This is a genomic window from Tenacibaculum pacificus, from assembly GCF_027941775.1.
Taxonomy (GTDB): Bacteria; Bacteroidota; Bacteroidia; order Flavobacteriales; family Flavobacteriaceae; genus Polaribacter; species Polaribacter pacificus_A.
Window position 1 is genome coordinate 1,610,974 of the sequence record NZ_CP115917.1, and the last position, 23,721, is coordinate 1,634,694.

Consider the following 23,721-nt stretch of genomic DNA (forward strand, 5'->3'; position numbering starts at 1 on the left):
ATCAACTTATTAGTTACGATATTTAAGCTACACAACAACAATGCAAACAACTAAAAAACAATAACTTATGTATAAAATCATTACACCATCCAACCAACAAAACGATATGCTATTTGTTTTAATAAAGTCTTTATCTAAGTCTGAAAAACGTCAGTTTAATCTTTATGTTGGTCGTTTAGATGGGAATAATGATGCTAAATTTTTATCTCTTTTTAAGTTTTTAGATAAACAAAAAAAGTACGATGAAAAAACAATTATAAAAAGTGGTATTGTAAGTAAGCAGCAATTATCTAACTTAAAAGCGCACTTATATAAGCAAATATTAATTAGCTTACGTATGAATCCTGCTCATAAAAATATTCGAATTCAGATACGAGAATTATTAGATTTTGCGACTATTTTATATCAAAAAGGATTATATAAACAAAGCTTAAAACTATTAGATAAAGCTAAAAATACAGCTATTGATAATGAAGAAAAAAATATAGCTTATGAAATTGTTGAACTTGAAAAAGTTATTGAAAGTCAATATATAACTAGAAGTATTAGTACCAGAGCTGATGAATTAACTATTCAAGCTAAAGAGTTAAGCCAACAAAATGTAATTGCGAGTAAACTTTCTAATTTATCGCTACAATTATATGGTACTTTATTAAAAACAGGCTATGTAAGAAATGATACTGAACTTAAAAAAGTAAACTCTTATTTTGAATCTAAATTACCCAATTATCAATATGATCGTTTAGGTTTTAGAGAAAAATTATGGTTATATAAAGCTAATTTATGGCATAGTTTTTTAACTCAAGATTTTCTTCAGAGCTATAAATACGCTAATAAATGGGTAGATTTATTTAAAAATAATTCTAAAAATATTGCTATTCATCCTGTTTTTTATCTGAAAGGAAAAAACTATTTATTAGAAAGTTTATTTTTCATAAAACACTTTTCTAAATTTAAAGAGGAACTTACTTTTTTTGAAAAAGAAATTGAAAATAATTTAATCCCAATAAATAGCAATACCGAAATTCTTATTTTTCAATATTACTACGCAAATAAACTGCATTTTCATTTTTTAGAAGGAAGTTTTGATGAAGGAGAATATTTAGTAGCAACAATCAATACTAAAATTGAAGCCTATAGAAACAGATTAGACAATCATCATATTGTAGTTTTATACTATAAAATAGCTAGTTTATACTTTGGTATGAATAAAAATAAGGAATGTATTTTTTACTTAAATAAAATTATTAAGTCGAAAAAAATTCAATGTAGCAGAAGATTTGCAATGTTTTGCCAGAATTTTAAGCCTAATTGCACATTATGAATGTGGCTTAGATTATGATTTTGAATTACAATTTAAAGACACCTACCGCTTTTTATTAAAAATGGAAAATCTTCAAGAGGTTCAAAAAGAATTCATTTCGTCAATAAAAGCGCTAGGTGATGTATTCCCTCATCAAATAAAAAAGGAATTTAAAAACATATATAATCGTTTAAAAATTTATGAAAATCATCCTTATGAAAAAAGAGCATTTTTATATTTAGATATTCTTTCATGGTTAGAATCTAAAATAGAAAATAAATCTGTTTCAGAAATCATAAAAAATAAACTCATTCAAAATAAACGATAAAACGATATTTTTTTAAAATAATGCTTTAGCTATTGCTTTAATATTATCACTTTTACCCATAGAATAATAATGTAATAAAGGTACACCTGCATTTAACAATTCTTTAGATTGTTCAATACACCATTCAATACCAATCTGCCTTACTTCTTTATTATTCTTACAATCATCTATCGATTTTATAAATGCTTCTGGTAAATCAATTTTAAAAACCTGTGGTAATAATTGTAAATGACGCTTTACAGCAACAGGTTTTATTCCTGGAATAATAGGTACTGTAATACCTATTTCTCTTGCAGCGTTAACAAACTCGAAATATTTTTGATTATCAAAAAACATTTGAGTTACTACATAATCAGCTCCTGCATCTACCTTTTCTTTTAAACGTTTTAAATCTGTTTGTAAAGAAGGAGATTCTAAATGTTTTTCAGGATACCCAGCAACACCTATACAAAAATCTGTTTTATGACTTGCATCAACAACATTATGTAAATACTTACCTTTATTTAAATCATTAATTTGTGATACTAACTCTGTTGCATAGGTATGACCTCCTTTACTAGGTTCAAAATACCTTTGATGACTCATTGCATCTCCTCGCAAAGCCATTACATTTTGAATACCTAAATAATGGCAATCAACCAATAAATACTCTGTTTCTTCTTTAGTAAAACCTCCACATAAAACATGCGGAACAGTATCTACATCATATTTATGTTTTATTGCTGCACAAATACCAACCGTTCCTGGTCGCATTCTGGTAATTTTTCTATCTAATAAACCATTTCCTTTATCAATATACAAATGTTCTTCTCTCGAAGTGGTAACATCTATAAAAGGTGGATTAAATTCCATTAACGGATCTATATTATTATATAAATCTTGAATATTATTTCCTTTTTTTGGTGGAATAATTTCAAACGAAAATAATGTTTTTCCGTTTGCTTTTTTAATATGTTCTGTTACTTTAAATGGCTAAATAATTTAATGCAATATTTTACAATACCCTACTTTATATCATTAATTTGGGCGTTACCACAAGGGTCGCGCTTTACGCTATATCTTTTTAAAGAACCACTAAAAAGGTGGTTCTTTAAAAAGGATGCCGCTTCAATCGCTAACGCAACCTACATATCGGCAATTGCAGGATGTAACCATTTTCTAGCTTTTTCTAAAGTGATACCTTTTCTATCAGCAAAATCACGAACCTGATCATCAGTAATTTTACCTAATCCGAAGTATTTTGCTTCTTCATTAGCAAAGTAATAACCAGAAACTGCTGCTGCTGGCCACATAGCTAAACTTTCAGTTAATGTTACACCTATTTTTTCTTCAACCTGTAAAACATCCCAAATAGTTTCTTTTTCTAAATGATCAGGACGTACAGGATAACCAGGTGCAGGACGAATTCCTTTATAAGTTTCCTTTATCAATTCATCATTAGATAATGTTTCATCAGAAGCATATCCCCAATGTTTAGTTCTTACTCTATGATGTAAATATTCTGCAAAAGCTTCAGCAAAACGATCAGCAATTGCTTGTACCATAATTGCATTATAATCATCTTCTTTATCTTTATACTTTTTTGCTAATTCATCAGCACCATAAATTGCAGTACAAAAAGCTCCCATATAATCTTTTTTGTTAGATTCTTTTGGCGCTATAAAATCAGATAAAGCAATACTTGGTTTTCCTTCTCGTTTTTTAAGTTGCTGACGTAAAGTTCTAAAAACAGCTATTTCTTCTCCTTTTTTCTGAATAGAAATATCATCATCATTAATTGAATTAGCTTCAAACAATCCAAAAATTCCTTTTGGTTTTAATAATTGTTTGGTAATAATTTCATCTAAAATAACTTTAGAATCTTCAAGTAACTGAGTTGCTTGTTCACCAACAACCTCATCAGTTAAAATATCTGGATATCTTCCATGTAAATCCCAACTTCTAAAAAATGGACTCCAATCAATAAAAGGTAATAAGTCTTTTAAACTAACTTGCTCTATCGTTTGAATACCTAATTCATTTGGTTTTATAATTGATGATGTTTCCCAATCAATTTTAAACTTACGTTTTCTAGCTTCTTCAATTGAAGTATATGCTTTTTGTTTTCCTCGTTTTAAAAACTTCTCACGAAATTCATCGTAATCTTGTTTTAACTTAGCGACATAAGCATTACTTGTTTCTTTGTTTAGTAAGTCACTAACAACAGTTACAGCTCTTGATGCATCATTTACATGTACAACTGCATTTTTATATTGTGGATCTATTTTTACAGCCGTATGTGCTTTTGAAGTTGTTGCGCCTCCAATTAACAACGGAACCGTAAAATTTTGACGTTCCATTTCTTTTGCCAAATACACCATTTCATCTAAAGAAGGCGTTATTAATCCTGATAAACCAATAATATCAACATTTTCTTTTTTAGCAGCTTCAATAATTTTTTCAGGAGCTACCATTACTCCTAAATCAACAATTTCGTAATTATTACAACCTAAAACAACACTTACAATATTTTTACCAATATCATGAACATCACCTTTTACGGTTGCCATTAATACTTTTCCTAATGCTTGTTGTTTTTCACCTTTTTCGGCTTCAATAAACGGATTTAAATAAGCAACTGCTTTTTTCATTACACGGGCAGATTTTACCACTTGAGGCAAAAACATTTTCCCTGCTCCAAATAAATCTCCAACAACGTTCATTCCAATCATTAAATGACCTTCAATTACTTCAATCGGTTTTTTAGCAGCTAACCTTGCTTCTTCTGAATCTTCAATAATAAAAGCATCGATTCCTTTTACTAATGAATGTGTAATTCTTTCTTGTAAAGGCAAACTTCGCCATTCTAAGACTTTAGTTTCATCTTGTTTTACAACACCTTTTACAGTTTCTGCAAAATCTAATAAACGCTCGGTAGCATCTTCTCTTCTATCTAAAATAACATCTTCAATATGCTCTAATAAATCTTTAGGAATATCATCATAAATTTCCAACATTGCTGGATTTACAATACCTATATTCATACCCGCCTGAATAGCATAATATAAGAAAACCGAATGCATTGCTTCTCGTACCGTGTTATTTCCTCTAAACGAAAATGACACATTACTAACACCACCACTTACACTTACGTTTGGTAAATTTTGACGAACCCAACGAGTTGCTTCTATAAAATCGATAGCATTTCTTCGGTGTTCATCCATTCCTGTAGCAACAGGAAAAATATTTAAATCGAAAATAATATCTTCGGATGCAAAACCTACTTTATCGACTAATACACGATACGATCTTTCAGCTATTTCAATTCTTCTTTGATAATTATCTGCTTGTCCAACTTCATCAAAAGCCATAACAATAACAGCAGCTCCATATCTTTTAATTTGAGTTGCTTCCCAAATAAATTTTTCTTCTCCTTCTTTTAAAGAAATAGAATTCACAACACTTTTACCTTGTACAACTTGTAATCCTGCCTCGATTATTTCCCATTTCGAGCTATCAATCATTAACGGAACTCTACAAATATCTGGTTCAGCAGCAATTAGATTTAAAAATCGAACCATAGCTTCTTTACCATCAATCAAACCATCATCCATATTAATGTCGATAATTTGTGCACCACCTTCAACCTGATGTCTAGCAATTGCTAGTGCTTCATCAAATTTTTCTTCTTTAATTAATCGTAAAAACTTACGAGATCCTGCTACATTTGTGCGTTCACCAACATTAATAAAGTTGCTATTCTCATTTAAAACCAACGGCTCTAAACCAGATAAGCGCATGTACTTGTCTTGTTTTATTTGCATTTTCTTGGTTGGTATTTATTTGCCAATTCGGCAATTGCAGTAATATGTTCTGGAGTAGTACCACAACATCCACCAATAATATTAATCAAGTTTTTTTCTAGATACTCTTCTATTTGATCTGCCATTTCTTCAGCAGTTTCATCATACTCTCCAAAAGCATTAGGTAAACCAGCATTAGGATGTGCTGAAATTGCAAAATCTGTTTTAGATGCAATAGCTTCTAAGTGAGGTTGCAATAAATTAGCTCCTAAAGCACAATTAAATCCTACAGATAATAATGGAATATGAGATACCGAAATTAAAAAAGCTTCTGCTGTTTGACCAGATAAAGTTCTACCACTTGCATCAGTAATAGTACCGCTTAACATTACTGGTATTTCAATTTTTCTTTCCTCTTTTACCTCTTCAATAGCGAACAATGCAGCTTTAGCATTTAAAGTATCAAAAACTGTTTCTACTAATAAAAGGTCAGATCCACCATCTAATAAAGCTTCTACTTGTTGCTTATAAGCGATTCTTAATTCATCAAAAGTAACAGCTCTATACCCAGGATCATTTACATCAGGAGACATACTCGCTGTTCTGTTTGTTGGTCCTATAGAACCTGCAACAAACCTTGGTTTATGTGGTTCTTTTGCTGTAAATTCATCAGCTACTTCTTTTGCTATTTTTGCAGATTGATAATTCAATTCATATACCAAATTTTCCATTTGATAATCAGCCATAGCAATAGTAGTTCCTGAAAAAGTATTTGTTTCTACAATATCAGCTCCTGCTGCAAAATATTTAGCATGTATTTCTTTAATTGCAGATGGTTGTGTGATAGATAACAAATCGTTATTTCCTTGCAATGGTGTTGGATAGTCCTTAAAGCGTTCTCCACGAAAGTCTTCTTCCGTAAATTTATATGCTTGAAGCATCGTTCCCATTGCTCCATCGAGCACTAAAATTCGTTTTTGTATTTCTTTATATATGTTTGACATTCCTGATTTTTATTGTAGAAGTTATCAGGAAAAGAGTAGAGGTTTTCCGTTATCTCTCTTTAATACTGATTATTAGCATAAAAGTAGAATTTAGCACCTTCTTTGTTTTACACATAGGGTTGCTAAGGTTTCAAAGGGTCTAATTCCCTCCACCTTTCTTGATAACATTCGTATTAAGTTAATGAACTAAAGTGCAAATAAACAAAAAAATATATTATTTGCACCTCTATTTTTTAATAATTATATAAATTAGAAGATAAATATCTATCACCTATATCACAAATAATTGCTACAATAATACCTTCTTCTATTTTTTCTGCAATTTCAAGTGCTACATGTACAGCACCTCCACTACTCATACCACCAAAAACACCTTCTTGACTAGCTAACTTACGAGTCATATTTCGTGCTTGATTTTCACTTACTTCAATAACTTCATCAACCTTTGAACGATCAAAAATCTTTGGTAAATATTCTTTTGACCATTTTCTGATTCCAGGTATACTTGAGCCATCTGTTGGTTGTGCTCCTATAATTTGAACATTAGGATTTTGTTCTTTTAAATATGTAGAAACTCCCATAATAGTTCCTGTAGTACCCATTGCCGATACAAAATGAGTTACCTCACCTTCTGTATCTTTCCAAATTTCAGGACCTGTTGTTTTATAATGGGCTTTCCAATTATCATTATTTTCAAATTGATTCAACATAAAATACCCTTTTTTATAGCGTAATTTCTGAGCTAAATCTCTTGAACCTTCAATACCCTCTTCTTTAGGTGTTAACAATACTTCAGCTCCGTAAGCTTTCATTGTTTTTACACGTTCTTCAGTAGCATTTTCAGGCATTACTAAAGTCATGTTTAAGCCTAATACTTTAGCGATAAAAGCTAATGCTATTCCTGTATTTCCACTAGTAGCTTCTACTAAATGATCTCCTTTTTTTATGTTTCTTCGGTTTAAAGCCTCAAAAATCATATTGTAAGCAGCTCTATCTTTAACGCTTCCACCAGGATTCTGTCCTTCTAATTTCAAAAAAAGACGTACACCTTTTTTATCAAGAATATTACTAACCTCTACTAAAGGTGTATTTCCAACAAAGTCGGTTATTTTTTTTGCTTTCATAATTTATCCTTTATCTAATGAAACAATCTTATTTTCTGTTTGATAAATAACCAATGATTTTGGTGGAACAGATTCTGTAACACACACATTAGCACCAATCACACTTCCTTCACCTATTATTACGTCTCCACCTAAAATAGTAGCATTAGCATAAATAGTTACATTGTTATCTATTGTAGGATGTCTTTTTGTTTCTGCTAAACTTTTTTTAACTTGAATACCACCTAAAGTAACTCCTTGATAAATTTTAACATTTTCTCTTATCAATGTAGTTTCTCCAATAACAATTCCAGTAGCATGATCTATAAAAAAGGAATCTCCTATTGTTGCTCCTGGATGTATATCTGTACCTGTTAATCCGTGCGCATATTCGCTCATCATTCTAGGTAAGGTAGGTACTTTTAAACTATACAATTCATGACTTAAACGATATACAGCTATAGCATGAAACCCTGGATATGCTAAGTAAATTTCTTCTAAATTTTTGGCTGCAGGGTCTGTTTTTTCAAAAGCAAGCGCGTCTAAATCAAGACGCTGTCTTATTTCTGGTAATTTATTTTGAAATAATGACCAAATTTCAGTACCGTTTTCAATCTTTAATCGCTTTGCTATCGTAAAAAAATTATGTTCTATACTTTGCTTGTTGTTTTCTTTAAATTCTTCATCAAACAAAGCATAAAACATATTTTTTGTAAAAAGCTCAACAGTGTCTTTTAAACAAATATTATAATTTTTAAAAGTTGTTGTTGCTAATATTTTACTCATTACATCTCTGGTGCTAATTCTACTTCTAATCCATTTAATTCAGGTGACATTTGAATTTGACAACCTAAACGGCTGTTATCTTCTACATGAAATGCTTCTGCCAACATTGCGTCTTCATCATCAGTTAACTCAGGTAATTTATGTTCTGATTTCACATAACACTGACAAGATGCACACATTGCCATACCACCGCAAACACCAATAGTACCTTCTTCTGCTAATTCGTATGAACGAACAATTTCCATTAGGTTCACGGCCATATCAGTAGGTGCAATAACTTCGTGTTTTACACCTTCTCTATCTGTTATATTTATGGTAATATCTGACATTATATTTTTAAAGTAAAATTAATATTTTATTTTGAGATTCAATGAAATTAATTGATAGCTTTTACAACAGCTTTTGGTGCTTCTTTTTTAGTACCGTCAAAACCTTCAACTCCACCAACTGTAGTATATTTCATTACATACTTTTTGTCTGGGTGAATTAATTGATAAGCACTTTGACACATTAAAGTAGCTTCGTGAAAACCACATAAAATTAACTTTAATTTACCAGGATAAGTATTTACATCACCAATAGCATAAATACCAGGTATGTTTGTTTGGTAATCTAAAGCATTATTTACTTTAATTGCATTTTTTTCTATCTCTAATCCCCAGTTTACAATAGGACCTAATTTAGGTGATAAACCAAATAAAGGAATAAAATGATCTGCTTCAACAGTAAAAGGCTCTTCTCCTTTTCTTTCTACAGATACACCTGTAACTTTATCCGTACCTAAAATTCCTTTAATTTCAGCTGGTGTAATTAAGTTAATTTTTCCGGCATCTTTTAATTCTTGTACTTTATCTACAGAATCTAAAGCTCCTCTAAATTCATTTCTTCTATGAACTAATGTTACTTCTGAAGCTACATCTGATAAGAAAATAGACCAATCTAAAGCAGAATCTCCTCCACCTGCAATTACTACTTTTTTATCTCTATATAATTCTGGATCACGTATAATATACTCAACTCCTTTATCTTCAAAATTAGCAATGTTAGGTAAAGGTGGCTTACGTGGTTCAAAACTTCCTAATCCACCTGCAATTGCTACAACTGGCGCTTGATGTTTTGTACCTTTATTTGTTGTTACAATAAACGACCCATCTTCTTGTTTTTCAATAGTATCAGCACGTTCACCTAAAGTAAATCCTGGTTCAAATTGTTTAATTTGTTCCATTAATTTATCTGTTAAGTCTCCTGCTAAAATTTCAGGGTATGCTGGAATATCATAAATTGGTTTTTTAGGATAAATTTCCGAACATTGCCCTCCTTGTTGTGGTAGTGCATCAATTAAATGACAACGTAATTTTAACAATCCTGCTTCAAAAACAGTGAACAACCCTGTTGGTCCTGCTCCAATAATTAATATATCTGTCTGTATCATTTTACTTTATTTTTTCTACTAAACTTTTAGTAAATTCATTTAATGTTTCAACTTTGTATTCAAAGTCTCCTTTTATTGTTTTCCTGTACTCATTTAGGTTTTTCACTAAATCATCAATATTATCGGGAATTACTTCTTCGAAAAATTGACGTAATCTTTTAGCTGCTGTAGGTGATTTTCCGTTTGTAGAAATTGCTATTTTAACATTTCCTTTTGTTACAATTCCTCCCATATAAAAATCGCAATATGGTGGATTATCAGCTACATTTACTAAAATATTTTTCTCTTTACAGTTTTCGTATACACTTATATTAACTGGTACATTATCTGTTGTGGCAATAACAATATGCTTATTTTCTAGATATTCTTCTTGATAAACATCATTAATCATTTCTATTGCATACTTATTTGCAAATGCTATTGTTTCTTCTCTAAAAAAAGGAGCAACCATTTTCACTTTTGCATTTGGACTAGACTTTAATAAAAAAGTTAGTTTTTCTAAAGCTACATTTCCACCACCTACGATTAAAACATTAAGCTGATCCATTTTTAAAAAAATAGGATACAGATTATTTCTTTCTTCACCAATCATATTATAATGCAGTTGTTATTACTTGTGCCTGTACTTGCTGTAATTCTTGTCTGTGTTTAACAACCTCTCCTAATACTATAATAGCAGGGTTTGCTAATTCATTTTCTAATACAACTTGTTCAATAGTGTCTACAGTACCTATTCCAATTTTTTCATTTTTGGTAGTACCATTTTGAATAATAGCTACTGGTAAATTGTTTTTATTTTCTTTTTGAAAAATTTCAACAATTTCCGATAACTTACCCATTCCCATTAAAATAACAATTGTTGCGCTAGATTTTGCAGCTAACGCAACGTCATTTGAAATTAAATGTTGTTTTGTTGTACCTGTTATTACCCAAAAGCTTTCTGAATATCCACGTTTTGTTAACGGTATATTTTGTGATGCTGGCACGGCTAATGATGATGAAATTCCTGGAACAACGGCTACTTCCAAGCCAAATTTTGCTGCATACTCCATTTCTTCAGATCCTCGCCCGAAAATAAAAGGATCACCTCCTTTTAAACGTACCACGTGACCATGTGATTTTGCTCGAGCCACAATTAATTCATTAATTTGCTCTTGCTGATAACTATAACATCCTCTTCGTTTTCCTACGAAAATAACTTCTGCTTTAGGGTTTATATATGATAACAATTCGTCATTTACCAAAGCGTCATATAAAACAACATCTGCTTGTTTCAATACTTTAACCGCTTTTAAAGTTATTAAATCAACATCTCCAGGTCCTGCACCAACTACGGTTAATTTTGGTAAATTTATCATTGTTACTTTTAGTTTTCTAATGCTAATTTTCTGTAAGAATCTACTGCTTTATAAAAAGCTTTTGTATTTGCTAAATATTCGCTAGCAAATGCTTCAGTAGGTTCGTTTTCTTTTAATTGATATATAAACTCAGTAAAAGAAGTTGATACAGGTAAAGATATTTTGTTTGTTTCAACAAATACTTTATCAAAATTAGTTATAATTCCTGCTTGTGTATTTGTTTTTTCTCCTTCAGCAGTTAATAAAGCTTTTGCTGTATTAACAATTGCTGAATATGAATGATAAATACTATCTGACCATTGTTTTTCATCGAAAGCTGCACCTGCATTTTCAATTTTCTCTTCACTTTCAAATAAAAGTGTAGCGATTAAATCGATAACAACACCAGCACATTCACCAACTCCAATAGCTTTTACATAATTTTTATCATGTCCCCAATCAATAAAATCATCTTCAGTTAAGTTTGTTGTATCTGATAAATGCTTTAATGAATCATAGAAATAAGTTTTACCTTGTCTATCATAATAAGCTAAGAAATCTTCATCCTCATCTTTATTATTTTCAAAATCATTTAATAAAATACGTAAAGATTCTGGACCTCTTTTACTTGGTATTTTCACTAATTTATCAGAAAAACGACCTTGTCCATCACCAACAACACCACCACCAATTAAAACTTGTAAAGCAGGAGCTAATAAATTACCAACTTTTACAGACATTCCTTGATAACCAATGTGTGCCATATTATGCTGACCACAAGCATTCATACATCCACTAATTTTAATAGCAAGATCTTTGTTGTTTACATAATCAGGGTATTCCGATTTTAAAACACGCTCTAATTCTGCAGCAATACCTGTACTACTAGAAATACCTAAGTTACAAGTATCTGTTCCAGGACAAGCTGTAATATCATTTAAGCTATTATAACCTGCTTCTGTAAATCCTAACTTATTTAATTCAGTATAAAAGAAAGGTAATGATTCTTCACGAATATGACGAATTAATATGTTTTGACGTAAAGTAAAACGTAATTCATTTGCACCATATTTTTTGATTAAATCAGCTAATAAACGTGCTTTATCAGTATAAAAATCACCTAAATGAACTTTAATTCCAATAGCAAATAAACCTGCTTGCTTCTGCTCGATAACATTTGATTGCTTCCATTTGTTATATCTTTCTTCATCATCGATAGTTACTGAAGGAATTTCAGCAGTTTCAAATGTAATTTCTTGCTCAAAAGCAGTAGTATCTACTGGATAAGTGCTGTATGCAAATGATTTTTGCTCTTCTTTAACTAATTGTAAAAAAGCTTCAACACCTAAATCTTTTATTAAAAACTTTAAACGTGCTTTTGCTCTTTTAGCACGCTCACCATGTCTATCAAATACACGTAAAACACCTTCAATAGTAGGTATTAATAAATCTGCTGGTAAAAATTCATAAATTACATCAGCATGACGAGGTTGTGAACCTAATCCACCACCTAATAATACTTTGAATCCTTTAACATCTTTACCATCAATATTTTTTATTTTGGCGATAAATCCTAAATCGTGCATAAAACTCAATGCAGTATCTTCATCCGTAGCTGAAAATGACATTTTAAATTTTCTACCCATTTCTTGACAAATTGGGTTTCTTAAGAAAAATTTAAAAGTAGCATCTGCGTATGGCGATACATCAAAAGGTTCATCTACATCAATACCTGCTGTTTCCGATGCTGTTACATTTCTAACTGCGTTACCACAAGCTTCACGTAAAGTAATATCATCTTTTTCTAACTGCGCCCATAACTCTGGAGTTCTATCTAAACTCACATAATGAATTTGGATATCTTGACGCGTTGTAATATGCAAACGACCACGAGAATACTCGTCTGAAACATCTGCTATTCTATGTAATTGTTCGCTACTAACTTTACCGTAAGGTAATTTAATACGAATCATTTGAACACCTAATTGACGTTGTCCGTAAACTCCTCTGGCTAATCGTAAACTACGAAAACGCTCTTCATCAATTTGCCCTTCTTTAAAAAGTTGGATTTTACGTTCTAATTCTAGAATATCTTTTTCTACAATTGGGTTCTCTATTTCTGATCTAAAACTTTGCATAATTTTATTACTTATCAGCTTGGTATAAGCATTATTATTTAATTGTGTAAAAACTTTTGTTTATCTAAAAGCTCTTCTTCTGTTTCAACTATTGCATCATCTGGTACACAACAATCAACAGGACAAACAGCAGCACATTGTGGTTCTTCATGAAAACCTATACATTCTGTACACTTGTCTGGTGCAATAAAGTAAAACTCATCAGATACTGGTTCTTGTTCTGCGTCTGCATCAACCTGTTCTCCGTTTGGTAACTTTATATTTCCTTCTAATGAAGTTCCTTCACTATATTTCCATTCTACATCACCTTCATAGATTGCTGTATTTGGACATTCTGGCTCACAAGCACCACAATTGATGCACTCATCGGTTATTATAATTGCCATAATTACTTATTCTTTTTTAATTATTGAATAAAACCGACACCGGCTGTGTTATTCGTTTTTGGATCGATCAATATAAAAGAACCGTTTGCTTTATTTTTACTATAACTATCGAAAAATAATGGTTTACTTACTTTTAAAGTAACTTCTCCTATTTCGTTCAATACTAATTCTGATGGATTTTCTTGTTTTCCAGAAAAATCAGTTTTTATAATTGAAGTTAATGTGTTAATTTTAGCTTGCACTTCATTAACTCCATGCTTTATAATATATTTTGATGAAGCTTGTAAAGGCGTTTTATCCATCCAACAAATTGTTGCGTTTAATTCTTTTGCAACTGTTGGTTCTTCATTTTCTTTTACTAACATATCACCTCTACTGATATTAATATTATCTTCTAAGGTAATTGTAATTGAGCTTCCTCTTTTTACTTTTGAGTATTCTTTATCAAAAAACTGAATAGTTTTTACTTTTGATTTTGTTCCTGATGGCAATACTGTAATAGTATCTCCAACAGATAAATCACCTCCATAAATTTTCCCAGAATATCCTCTAAAATCGTGATATTCTTCAGTTTTAGGTCTGATAACTGTTTGTATTGGAAAACGTGTTTGAGACGCTTCGGCAACATCATCAAATTCTAAAGTCTCTAAATGATTTAATAAAGTTTCACCTTTATACCAAGACATTTTATCTGATCCTGTTACAACATTATCACCTTTTAAAGCAGAAATAGGAATAAACGTTAATTTCTGATTTTTATAAGCACTTTTACTTGCTAAATATTCTATTTCTTTTTTGATTTCATTAAATTTTTCTTCAGAAAAATCTACTAAATCCATTTTATTAACAGCAATTACAACATCTTTAACTCTTAGTAAAGTGTTGATAAAAAAGTGACGATACGTTTGTTCAACTACACCATTTCTAGCATCAATTAAAACAATTGAAGCTTGTGAATTAGATGCTCCTGTAACCATGTTTCTAGTATACTCAATATGCCCTGGTGTATCAGCAATAATGAAACTAGTTTTTGGTGTAGAAAAATAAATATGTGCAACATCTATTGTAATTCCTTGTTCACGTTCAGCTACTAAACCATCAGTTGCTAATGAAAAATCTAAGTAATCAAAACCTCTTTGTTTACTTTTTTCTTCAATTGCTTCAAGCTTATCATCTGTTAAAGATTTGGTATCATATAAAATACGACCAATTAAGGTACTTTTACCATCATCTACACTTCCTGCTGTTGCTATTTTTAATACGTTCATTTTATTATGCTATTGGCTTTTAGTAAACTATAAGCCTAGTTTGTATTCTTTTTAATTATATACTAACAATTATCAGTAAACTTAATAGTTACTTTCTATTAAAAATAACCTTGTTGTTTACGTTTTTCCATTGCTGCTTCTGATCGTTTATCATCAATTCTAGCACCTCTTTCAGAAATGGTAGAAACTCTAATTTCCGATACTACTTTATCAATACTAACAGCGTCAGATAATACAGCTGCAGTACAAGACATATCTCCTACAGTACGGAAACGAACCATACGTTCTTCAACAACCTCATCTTCTTCACGATAAACAACATCATCCTCAGCAGACCAAATCATACCATCACGAACAAATGTTTTTCTTTTGTGAGCAAAATAAATTGAAGGAATTTCAATAGCTTCTTTTTGTATATAACTCCAAACATCTAATTCTGTCCAATTTGAAATAGGGAAAACACGTACGTTTTGACCTAAATCAATTCTTCCATTTAAAATATCAAATAACTCAGGACGTTGATTTCTTTCGTCCCATTGTCCGAAATCATCTCTTACAGAAAAAATACGTTCTTTAGCTCTTGCTTTTTCTTCATCTCTACGAGCACCACCGATACAAGCATCAAATCCGAATTCTTCAATTGCATCTAATAACGTTTCAGTTTGTAACATGTTTCTACTTGCGTATTTACCTGTTTCTTCTTTAACTTTTCCGTTATCAATATTATCTTGAACGTTTCTTACTATTAATTCAACACCTAATTCTTTAGCTAAACGATCTCTAAATTCAATTGTTTCAGGAAAGTTATGTCCTGTATCAATATGCATTAAAGGAAAAGGTATTTTAGCAGGATAAAATGCTTTTTGAGCAAGTCTTACTAAAGTAATACTATCTTTTCCTCCAGAAAATAATAATACTGGTTTTTCAAATTGCGCGACAACTTCTCTAAATATATATATAGCTTCGCTTTCTAATGCTCCTACTTTTATTGTATCTGTATTCATAATAATATTATTAGATATGTAAACCACATTCTCTGTTACTTTCTACTTTTGTTGGATCAAAATACTTAAACTCATTAGGTATTTTATTTTCCACTAAATAACCGTCTAAATCTTCATCCGACCAATTATAAAATGGACTTACTTTTAAAGTTCCATCATTACTTTTAGACACAATATCAATACTATCTCTAAAAGCTGTTTGTCCTTTTCTTAAATTTGTAAACCAAACATCTGGTTTATGAATTTTCATTGCTCTTTTAAACGGTTCTAATTTTACTTGTTCAGTAAAAAGAACATGTTTAGGATCATCAATACTAGGCAAACCTAAAGTAACATTTCTATATGCTACTGTTTGTTTGGGTACATATAATTGAATGTTTAAACCTAAGCTGTCAATTAAAGTTTCAGCATGTTTATATGTTTGAGGTGTATTATAACCTGTATCACACCATATAACCTCTACATCATTTTTAACAGAAGATACAGCTTGTAAAATAGCACCTTCGTAAGGTCTAAAATTAGTTGTTACAACTGCTTTCTTTGCTATAGAAAGTGCCCATTCAATAATTTTTTTAGGACTTAATTTACCTAAGTCTTTATTTAATTTCTCTAAATCTAACTCTGTATCTAAACTCATTATTTTCCCCATTTTATTTTATTCCAAGCTCTTTCAATGAAAAAAGTACAAAACCATTTTTGTGACTAACTCTATACTTCCTATAGAAAAAGCTAATGCTAATTCACCTGTTATTAACCAAGAAATTATAACTGTATCTATAGTACCTATTACTCTCCAACTTACAGATTTAACAAGGCTTCTAACTGGATTTTCAGAAATTTCGTTAGTCTTATTAGTTTTCTTACTTTTTATTAATTGCTCTATAATCATTTCAAAATACTATTTCCCTATCGGGTAACTAGGTTTTAATATTCGACAAATATATAAATTCATTTGTAATAATTAAAAAAAGTTGTCTTAAATTCACAAAATAATAAGATTTGTAATAATTTATACTAAATCGGCAAGTGTATTATTTTTAAGGACTTGTAGTGTATTATCTCTTACTTGAATCATTAATTTATGCACAGAGCAAGCATCTTCATCAGGGCAATCACTACATTTCTCATAGTAATTTAAACTAACACAAGGTAACATTGCTATTGGTCCTTCTAAAGTTCTAATAACATCAGTCATATTAATTTCAGAAGCTTCTTTTAACATATAGTAACCACCTCCTTTACCTTTTTTAGCACCTAAAAAACCTGATTTTTTTAAAGTAAGTAATATACTTTCTAAATATTTATGTGAAATATTTTCTTCTTTTGCAATAGTAGCTACTTGCACTTTGCAACCTTGCTCTTGCCTAGCTATATAAGCAAGTGCTTTTATTCCATATTTTGTTTTTTTAGAAAGCATATTACAAAAATACACTTTTTATTTAATTCTTAATTTTCTAGAGCCTGTTTTAAATCATTAATTACATCTACTACATTTTCTAAACCTACAGAACACCTAACTAAGCCATCAGTAATACCTACTTCTAACCTATCTTCAACACTTAATTTACTATGAGTTGTAGATGCAGGATGTGTAACTATTGTTCTTGTATCTCCTAAATTAGCTGATAAAGAACACATTTTTATAGCATTTAAAAACTTACGACCAGCTTCTATACCTCCTTTTACTTCAAAAGCAACAATATTACCTCCTAAACGCATTTGTTTTTTGGCGATTTCATATTTTGGGTGTGATTTTAAAAACGGATATTTCACTAAATTAACCTTCGGATGTGCTTCTAAAAACTCCGCAACTTTTAAGGCATTTTCACAATGTTTTTCTACACGAATACTTAATGTTTCTAAACTTTTAGATAATACCCATGCATTAAAAGGTGACATTGCAGGACCTGTATTTCTTGAAAATAAATAAATTTCACGGATTAAATCTGCCTTACCAACAGTTACACCTCCTAAAACTCTTCCTTGACCATCAATTAATTTTGTTGCAGAATGTATTACTAAATCTGCTCCAAAATCAATAGGATTTTGTAAATATGGTGTAGCAAAACAATTATCTATTACTAATAATAAATTATGTTTTTTTGCTATTTTACCAAGTAACTCTAAATCAATAATATCTACACCTGGATTAGTAGGAGTCTCAGCATATAATATTTTTGTATTTGGCTGAATTAAACCTTCAATTTTTTCAACTTCTGTTATTTTAAAATAACTAGTTTCAATATTCCATTTCGGAAAATATTTGGTAAATAAAGTATGTGTTGAGCCAAATACCGATCTACAAGATACAATATGGTCTCCAGCACTTAATAAAGCTCCGAAAGTAGAAAAAACAGCTGCCATACCTGTAGCAAAAGCATATCCTGCTTCAGCTTTTTCCATCGTTACAATTTTATCTACAAATTCAGTTGTATTAGGATTAGAAAAACGACTGTATAAATTTTTATCTTTTTCCTCAGCAAAAGAAGCACGCATATCTTCAGCATCATCAAATACAAAACTAGAAGTTACATATAAAGGTGTAGAATGTTCAGAAAACTGTGAGCGTTCTGTTTGGGTTCTTATCGCTTGGGTTTCAAAATTTTTACTCATATTTATTTTTTTTATAAATCTAGATTATACAAAACCTAGTATATTCAAATGACACTTAGTCTCTAATTGTTATTTTTTGCTAATCTTAAAATATCACCAAAAACTCCTCTTGCTGTTACATTTGCTCCTGCACCAGCCCCCTGAATAACAATTGGTTGTTCTCCATAAGACTGTGTATATATTTCAAAAATAGCATCTGAACCTTTTAAACTTCCTAATGGAGAACTTGTTGGAACAGAAACTAATTTCACCTCTAAACTTCCTTTTTCTTTAGATAAATCTCCTGACAAATCACCAATATAACGCAATACATGCGCTGGTTCTTGAGCTTCTTTTTTATCTTGAAAAGTTTTATTTAAGGCTTTTAAATTTAATAAAAATTCTTCAGATGGAGTTTCTCTAAATTCTTCTGGAATTAAATTTTCGATAATAATATCATCAAATTCATTTTCTAAATCTAATTCTCTTGCTAAAATCAATAATTTTCTAGCAACATCATTTCCGCATAAATCTTCTCTAGGGTCTGGCTCAGTAAATCCTTGGTCAATTGCTTCTTGAAGCGTTTCAGAAAAGGCTACATCATCCGCAGAAAAAGTATTAAATAAATAACTTAACGACCCTGAAAAAACACCTCTAATTCGAGTAATATTTTCACCTGAATCATGTAATAATTTAATCGTATCAATTAACGGTAAACCTGCTCCTACATTTGTTTCGTATAAGTATGATTTATTATTTGCCTCTAAAGTGCTTCTTAATTCTTTATAAAAACTATGCGCTACTGTATTTGCTATTTTATTTGAAGATACTAAATCGAAACCTGCTTCAATTAAAGGAATATAATTTTCAATAAAATCTCCACTAGCGGTATTATCAACAGCTATTAAGTTTCCTAAATGATGCTGTTTTGCAAAATCGATAATAGTATTTATAGATGATACTTCTATACTATTTTCTAAATCTGCTACCCAATTTTCATCAATTCCTTTCTGATTTAATAAAACCTTTTTAGAACCTGCTATTGCAAAAATATTTAACTGTATTTTCTTTCTTTCTAATACAGATTTAGTGTTTTCTATAATCTGATTAATTAATGTACCACCAACTAAACCTTTACCAAAAATAGCTAAATTTATTTTTTTAGCAACTCCAAAAACTTGCCCGTGAATTACATTTAATGCTTTATTTAGTTGTTCTTTTTTTACAACTAAACATACATTTTTACCAGAAATAGTATTATTAAACAATAAAGGAACTATCTGATTTTTAATTAAAGCATTATATGGTAAATGAAATTCACTTAAATCTTGACCAACAATTGATATAACAGAAACATCATCAACAATCGATATTTGATTTACATCTTTTGTATAAAAATCACCTTCAAATTCTTGCTCTAATGCGTTAACAGCATCTTGAGCTTTATCTTTATTGATAACCAAACCAATACCTCTTTCTGATGAACCTTGCGAAATAATACTTACACTAATTCCACTATTACTTAAAGCTCTAAAAATACGTGCATCTACTCCTACTTTACCTAATAAACCTCTACCTTCAAAGTTTAATAAAGCTACATCATCTAAAACAGATAATGATTTTATCCCTTTTGAACTTGATTTAGATGTTATTAAAGTTCCTTTATCTTCAGGTTTAAAAGTGTTTAAAATACGTAAATTAATATTCTTTTCTAATAACGGTACAATTGTTTTTGCATGTAAAATATTAGCTCCAAAATTAGCTAACTCATTAGCTTCAGAAAAAGATAGTTCTTCTATTTTTTTTGCATCAGCAACTAAATCAGGATTTGCTGTAAAAATACCATCAACATGTGTATAATTTTGTAATTCACCTGCATCTAAAAAATTTGCTAATAATGATGCTGTATAATTACTACCATTTCTACCTAAAGTAGTTGTTTCTCCTTTTGAATTAGAAGCGACAAAACCTGTTACAATATTTATAACATCTTTATTATTTTTAAAGTAGGCAACAACATTATCTTTTGATGTATTTATAATTGGTTGTGCATTTCCAAAATTATCATCTGTTTTTATTAACGTTCTAGCATCCGTAGCATTTGCTTCTATTCCTTTTTGTTTTAAAAGCTCTTCTACTGTTTTTATTGATAAAAGCTCTCCTTGTGCTAAAACCTCATCTTTTATTTTTTCACTAAAATCACCTAATAAACTAACTCCTTCAAAAAGTTTTTCTAAGCGAGTAAATTCTGATGAAAAATCAACTAATGGTGTTAATTTTGATTGCTCATATTTAAAAGCTTCAAACTCCTCTTGATACGCTATATTTTTTGCTGATTTATTTAATATATTCTCTAATTCATCAGTAGCATTACCTCTTGCCGAAACTACAACAGCTATTTTTTCTTGATTATTTACTTTTTCTTCAATAATAGAAATTACATTACTAATGCCGTTATTTGATAACGATTTTCCGCCAAACTTTAATATTTTCATTTTTCTTTTTTTTGAATTTGGATTAAAAATAGGAGTAATTATTTTTTCTAACTGCTCATATTCCATTAAAAAAGCATCGTGTCCGTGTACCGAATTTATCTCGTTATAAGTTACATTCGAATGCACTAATGCTAATTCTTTTTGAGTTTCTCTATTTTCTTCAGCTGTAAAAAACAAATCAGAATCAACACCAATAATATGAATATCCGCTTCTATTTTCTCTAAAATATCTAAATTATTTCCTCCTTTAGTAACATCAATTGTTTTTAATAATTGATTCATTAATTTATAAGATGCTAATTGATAACGCTCTTGTAATTTTTTACTATGATGCAATAACCAACTTTCTACGTTAAATATTTTTTGTTCTTCATTTTTAGAACGATGAAAACGCTCTTTAAAAGATTTTGGCGTTCTATAACATAGCATTGCATGCATACGTGCATCATGCACAGGATTACTTGAATTAAGTAAAAACTGTTCTTGAATTTGACAATTAGCTATTAACCAATCAGTAGATTTCCAATCGGTAGCTATTGGTATTAATTTTTGTGTTATTTTCGGATTTATAACAGCCATTTCCCAAGCAATTCCACCTCCTAAAGAACCACCTATTAAGGCAAATAATTCTTTTATTTTAAGCTGTTCTAATCCTTTTAAAAATATATTTGCTATATCTCTAGCTATAAAACCTTTATAATTATCTATTAAAAAACTATCATAACCATTTCCAGGAATATTAAAACATAAAATAGAGTAATCAGCCGTATCAATAGCTTTGTTTTTCCCTATTAAATCTTTCCACCAGCCATCTTTTGGATTAGCAACATTACTATTACCTGTTAATGCATGATTAATTAATATTACCGGAGCAGTACCCAACTCTTTACCAAAAACCTCATAACTTAAAGGAATTTCATTAAAAAGAACACCACGCTCAGTGGTAAAATTTACAATTTTTATATGAGATAAATTATTTGTCAAGATGATATATTTTAAATATAAAAACGAATGATTTATATGAATATAATTTTATTTCAAAAAAAATAAAATTCAATACATTCGTTTTATAAAATTGTTATTTTATATGTTTGAAAAAGATACTTTTAAATCTGTTTTTAAGTCTTCTATATCTTCTAATCCTACTGATAAACGAATTAAGTCATTAGTAACACCAGCACTTTGTTGTGCTTCTTCGCTTAACTGTTGATGTGTTGTACTTGCTGGATGAATAATTAAAGATTTTGTATCTCCAATATTTGCTAATAATGAAAAAAGCTTTGTATTATCTGCTATTTTCTTAGCAGCTTCATAACCTCCTTTTACACCAAATGTTACAATACCACTTTGTCCTTTTGGTAAATATTCATCAGCTAAAGTTTTATATTTACTACTTTCTAAACCTGGATAATTAACCCAAGTTACTTCGCTTTGTGCTTCTAACCAATTCGCTAAATCCAAAGCATTTTCACTGTGTTTTTTTATTCTGATGTTTAAGGTTTCTAATCCTTGAATAATATTAAACGCATTTGTAGGACTTAAAGCACCCCCAAAATCGCGTAATCCTTCTAAAATTAATTTAAAAGTATAAGAAGCAGCTCCTAAAACATCATTATACACTAAACCATGATATCCTGCAGATGGCTCAGTAAATTCAGGGAATTTACCATTAGCCCAATTAAAAGTTCCTGCATCAATAATTGCTCCACCTAATGAATTTCCTTGACCACCAATATATTTAGTTAACGAATGAATTACAATGTTTGCACCATGTTCTATTGGATTTAATAAAGCTGGTGTAGCAACAGTATTATCTACAATAAAAGGAACTTCTGCCTTTTTAGCGTGTGCTGATATTTCTTTTAAGTCTAATACATCTAATTTAGGGTTTCCTAATGACTCTACAAAAAAAGCTCTGGTATTTTCTTGTACTGCTTTTCCAAAATTATCAGGATTAGAAGCATCAACAAAAGTAGTTGTAATACCTAATCTAGGTAAAGTAACATTTAATAAATTATAAGTTCCACCATATAAACTACTTGATGCAACTATATGATCTCCTGCTTTTAATAACGTAAGTAACCCTGTAGATATAGCTGCTGTACCTGATGCAAAAACAACAGCTCCTGTTCCGCCTTCTAAACTAGCTAAACGTTCTTGTAAAATTTGATTAGTTGGGTTATTTAATCGTGTGTAAATAAAACCTAATTCTTTTAATGAAAAAAGGTTTGCTGCATGATCGGAATCAGTAAAAACATACGATGTTGTTTGATAAATAGGAACAGCTCTTGTACCTCCTGTTTGTTTTACATCGTGTCCTGCATGCAACGCATTAGTTGCAAATTTTTGTGTTTGTGTACTCATTTTTCTTGTTTTTTGAAATAATAAAAAATTAAAACAAAAGTTGAATGCATCAATAAAAACTGATGTACTTACTAGAAAAATGTTATAAAGAATTATAGCAATTACAGAGGAGTAATTACTTTTGAGTTATCTATCCAATTTTAGATAAATGAATCTAAAACTAGGTAGAATTTAGCACCTTCTTTGACTTAAACAAAGGGTTGCTAAGGTTTCATAGGGTCTAATCCCTCCACCTTTCTTGATAACATTGTCAATAAGTTATTGAACTTTGTGAACGCAAATATTCAATTATAAAAAGTTAATATCCAAATTTATTTTACTGTTTTTTTTTAAAAAAAATATTTCAATTATAAAGTACCACAAAAAAAGCCTGTTATCTTAGCGTATAATCAAGTTTTT

The 23,721-nt window shown here is 30.0% G+C and carries 18 protein-coding genes, 2 pseudogenes and 2 riboswitches; of the genes and pseudogenes, 1 reads left to right on the plus strand and 19 read right to left on the minus strand.

The features are described from left to right. The first annotated feature begins 67 nt into the window (after positions 1 to 67). Positions 68 to 1,631: pseudogene (locus tag PG913_RS07180) on the plus strand (hypothetical protein). Positions 1,632 to 1,643: 12 nt separating this feature from the next. On the opposite strand, the gene metF reads toward PG913_RS07180, so the two are convergent. The 19 genes and pseudogenes from metF to PG913_RS07275 all read right to left on the minus strand — a co-directional run bounded on the left by metF (position 1,644) and on the right by PG913_RS07275 (position 23,322). Next, on the minus strand, positions 1,644 to 2,582 hold the full coding sequence (gene metF / locus PG913_RS07185) for a methylenetetrahydrofolate reductase [NAD(P)H] (RefSeq protein WP_271232149.1): 939 nt from the start codon (positions 2,580 to 2,582) through the stop codon (positions 1,644 to 1,646). Positions 2,583 to 2,755: 173 nt separating this feature from the next. Further along, positions 2,756 to 5,434 carry a methionine synthase gene (metH, locus tag PG913_RS07190; protein WP_271230133.1) on the minus strand — a complete coding sequence of 893 codons (2,679 nt, stop codon included), beginning with the start codon at positions 5,432 to 5,434 and terminating at the stop codon, positions 2,756 to 2,758. Beyond that, the gene (locus PG913_RS07195; RefSeq protein WP_271230134.1) at positions 5,425 to 6,417 is read right to left on the minus strand and encodes a homocysteine S-methyltransferase family protein; all 993 of its coding nucleotides are present in this window, start codon (positions 6,415 to 6,417) and stop codon (positions 5,425 to 5,427) included. Before PG913_RS07195 ends, metH begins: the two co-directional genes overlap by 10 nt. Positions 6,418 to 6,463: 46 nt before the next feature. Next, a riboswitch (SAM riboswitch) is annotated at positions 6,464 to 6,585 on the minus strand. Positions 6,586 to 6,650: 65 nt separating this feature from the next. Then, entirely contained in the window at positions 6,651 to 7,541 is an 891-nt protein-coding gene (gene cysM / locus PG913_RS07200) for a cysteine synthase CysM (protein ID WP_271230135.1), read from the minus strand. 3 nt (positions 7,542 to 7,544) lie between these two features. Continuing rightward, positions 7,545 to 8,306: a serine O-acetyltransferase EpsC gene (epsC, locus tag PG913_RS07205; RefSeq protein WP_271230136.1), complete on the minus strand. Its 762-nt coding sequence runs from the start codon at positions 8,304 to 8,306 to the stop codon at positions 7,545 to 7,547. Next, complete coding sequence (locus tag PG913_RS07210; protein WP_271230137.1) at positions 8,306 to 8,635, minus strand: 2Fe-2S iron-sulfur cluster-binding protein; 330 nt, start codon at positions 8,633 to 8,635, stop codon at positions 8,306 to 8,308. The genes epsC and PG913_RS07210 overlap by 1 nt, the downstream gene beginning before the upstream one ends. 47 nt (positions 8,636 to 8,682) lie before the next feature. Next, positions 8,683 to 9,738 carry an NAD(P)/FAD-dependent oxidoreductase gene (locus tag PG913_RS07215; protein ID WP_271230138.1) on the minus strand — a complete coding sequence of 352 codons (1,056 nt, stop codon included), beginning with the start codon at positions 9,736 to 9,738 and terminating at the stop codon, positions 8,683 to 8,685. 1 nt (position 9,739) lies between these two features. Next, positions 9,740 to 10,285: a precorrin-2 dehydrogenase/sirohydrochlorin ferrochelatase family protein gene (locus PG913_RS07220; protein ID WP_408648486.1), complete on the minus strand. Its 546-nt coding sequence runs from the start codon at positions 10,283 to 10,285 to the stop codon at positions 9,740 to 9,742. Positions 10,286 to 10,331: 46 nt separating this feature from the next. After that, complete coding sequence (cobA, locus tag PG913_RS07225) at positions 10,332 to 11,096, minus strand: uroporphyrinogen-III C-methyltransferase (protein ID WP_233897251.1); 765 nt, start codon at positions 11,094 to 11,096, stop codon at positions 10,332 to 10,334. An 8-nt stretch (positions 11,097 to 11,104) separates the two neighbouring features. After that, positions 11,105 to 13,213, minus strand: a complete 2,109-nt coding sequence (locus PG913_RS07230; RefSeq protein ID WP_271230140.1) for a nitrite/sulfite reductase — start codon at positions 13,211 to 13,213, stop codon at positions 11,105 to 11,107. A 38-nt stretch (positions 13,214 to 13,251) separates the two neighbouring features. Further along, entirely contained in the window at positions 13,252 to 13,599 is a 348-nt protein-coding gene (locus tag PG913_RS07235; protein WP_271230141.1) for a 4Fe-4S dicluster domain-containing protein, read from the minus strand. A 20-nt stretch (positions 13,600 to 13,619) separates the two neighbouring features. After that, on the minus strand, positions 13,620 to 14,867 hold the full coding sequence (locus PG913_RS07240; RefSeq protein ID WP_271230142.1) for a sulfate adenylyltransferase subunit 1: 1,248 nt from the start codon (positions 14,865 to 14,867) through the stop codon (positions 13,620 to 13,622). A 98-nt stretch (positions 14,868 to 14,965) separates the two neighbouring features. Then, positions 14,966 to 15,871 (minus strand): sulfate adenylyltransferase subunit CysD, encoded by a 906-nt coding sequence (cysD, locus tag PG913_RS07245; protein WP_271230143.1) that lies wholly within the window; start codon positions 15,869 to 15,871, stop codon positions 14,966 to 14,968. A 10-nt stretch (positions 15,872 to 15,881) separates the two neighbouring features. Next, the gene (locus PG913_RS07250; protein ID WP_271230144.1) at positions 15,882 to 16,508 is read right to left on the minus strand and encodes a phosphoadenosine phosphosulfate reductase domain-containing protein; all 627 of its coding nucleotides are present in this window, start codon (positions 16,506 to 16,508) and stop codon (positions 15,882 to 15,884) included. Continuing rightward, positions 16,508 to 16,760: pseudogene (locus PG913_RS07255) on the minus strand (DUF2061 domain-containing protein). Before PG913_RS07255 ends, PG913_RS07250 begins: the two are co-directional and overlap by 1 nt. Before the next feature lie 120 nt (positions 16,761 to 16,880). Continuing rightward, positions 16,881 to 17,288 (minus strand): RrF2 family transcriptional regulator, encoded by a 408-nt coding sequence (locus PG913_RS07260; protein WP_271232150.1) that lies wholly within the window; start codon positions 17,286 to 17,288, stop codon positions 16,881 to 16,883. Between the two features lie 29 nt (positions 17,289 to 17,317). Beyond that, complete coding sequence (locus PG913_RS07265; RefSeq protein WP_271230145.1) at positions 17,318 to 18,484, minus strand: trans-sulfuration enzyme family protein; 1,167 nt, start codon at positions 18,482 to 18,484, stop codon at positions 17,318 to 17,320. Between the two features lie 62 nt (positions 18,485 to 18,546). Next, positions 18,547 to 21,942, minus strand: coding sequence for a bifunctional aspartate kinase/homoserine dehydrogenase I (thrA, locus tag PG913_RS07270; protein ID WP_271230146.1), 3,396 nt, complete (start codon positions 21,940 to 21,942; stop codon positions 18,547 to 18,549). A gap of 99 nt (positions 21,943 to 22,041) precedes the next feature. Next, entirely contained in the window at positions 22,042 to 23,322 is a 1,281-nt protein-coding gene (locus PG913_RS07275) for an O-acetylhomoserine aminocarboxypropyltransferase/cysteine synthase family protein (RefSeq protein WP_271230147.1), read from the minus strand. A gap of 123 nt (positions 23,323 to 23,445) precedes the next feature. After that, positions 23,446 to 23,570, minus strand: a riboswitch (SAM riboswitch). Positions 23,571 to 23,721: the final 151 nt, after the last annotated feature.

Bases quoted from the DNA above. Each gene is read 5' to 3' on its own strand.
- metH (WP_271230133.1), bottom strand. From the start codon at position 5,434: ATGCAAATAAAACAAGACAAGTACATGCGCTTATCTGGTTTAGAGCCG.
- PG913_RS07195 (WP_271230134.1), bottom strand. From the start codon at position 6,417: ATGTCAAACATATATAAAGAAATACAAAAACGAATTTTAGTGCTCGAT.
- cysM (WP_271230135.1), bottom strand. From the start codon at position 7,541: ATGAAAGCAAAAAAAATAACCGACTTTGTTGGAAATACACCTTTAGTA.
- epsC (WP_271230136.1), bottom strand. From the start codon at position 8,306: ATGAGTAAAATATTAGCAACAACAACTTTTAAAAATTATAATATTTGT.
- PG913_RS07210 (WP_271230137.1), bottom strand. From the start codon at position 8,635: ATGTCAGATATTACCATAAATATAACAGATAGAGAAGGTGTAAAACAC.
- PG913_RS07215 (WP_271230138.1), bottom strand. From the start codon at position 9,738: ATGATACAGACAGATATATTAATTATTGGAGCAGGACCAACAGGGTTG.
- PG913_RS07220 (WP_408648486.1), bottom strand. From the start codon at position 10,285: ATGGATCAGCTTAATGTTTTAATCGTAGGTGGTGGAAATGTAGCTTTA.
- cobA (WP_233897251.1), bottom strand. From the start codon at position 11,096: ATGATAAATTTACCAAAATTAACCGTAGTTGGTGCAGGACCTGGAGAT.
- PG913_RS07230 (WP_271230140.1), bottom strand. From the start codon at position 13,213: ATGCAAAGTTTTAGATCAGAAATAGAGAACCCAATTGTAGAAAAAGAT.
- PG913_RS07235 (WP_271230141.1), bottom strand. From the start codon at position 13,599: ATGGCAATTATAATAACCGATGAGTGCATCAATTGTGGTGCTTGTGAG.
- PG913_RS07240 (WP_271230142.1), bottom strand. From the start codon at position 14,867: ATGAACGTATTAAAAATAGCAACAGCAGGAAGTGTAGATGATGGTAAA.
- cysD (WP_271230143.1), bottom strand. From the start codon at position 15,871: ATGAATACAGATACAATAAAAGTAGGAGCATTAGAAAGCGAAGCTATA.
- PG913_RS07250 (WP_271230144.1), bottom strand. From the start codon at position 16,508: ATGAGTTTAGATACAGAGTTAGATTTAGAGAAATTAAATAAAGACTTA.
- PG913_RS07260 (WP_271232150.1), bottom strand. From the start codon at position 17,288: ATGCTTTCTAAAAAAACAAAATATGGAATAAAAGCACTTGCTTATATA.
- PG913_RS07265 (WP_271230145.1), bottom strand. From the start codon at position 18,484: ATGAGTAAAAATTTTGAAACCCAAGCGATAAGAACCCAAACAGAACGC.
- PG913_RS07275 (WP_271230147.1), bottom strand. From the start codon at position 23,322: ATGAGTACACAAACACAAAAATTTGCAACTAATGCGTTGCATGCAGGA.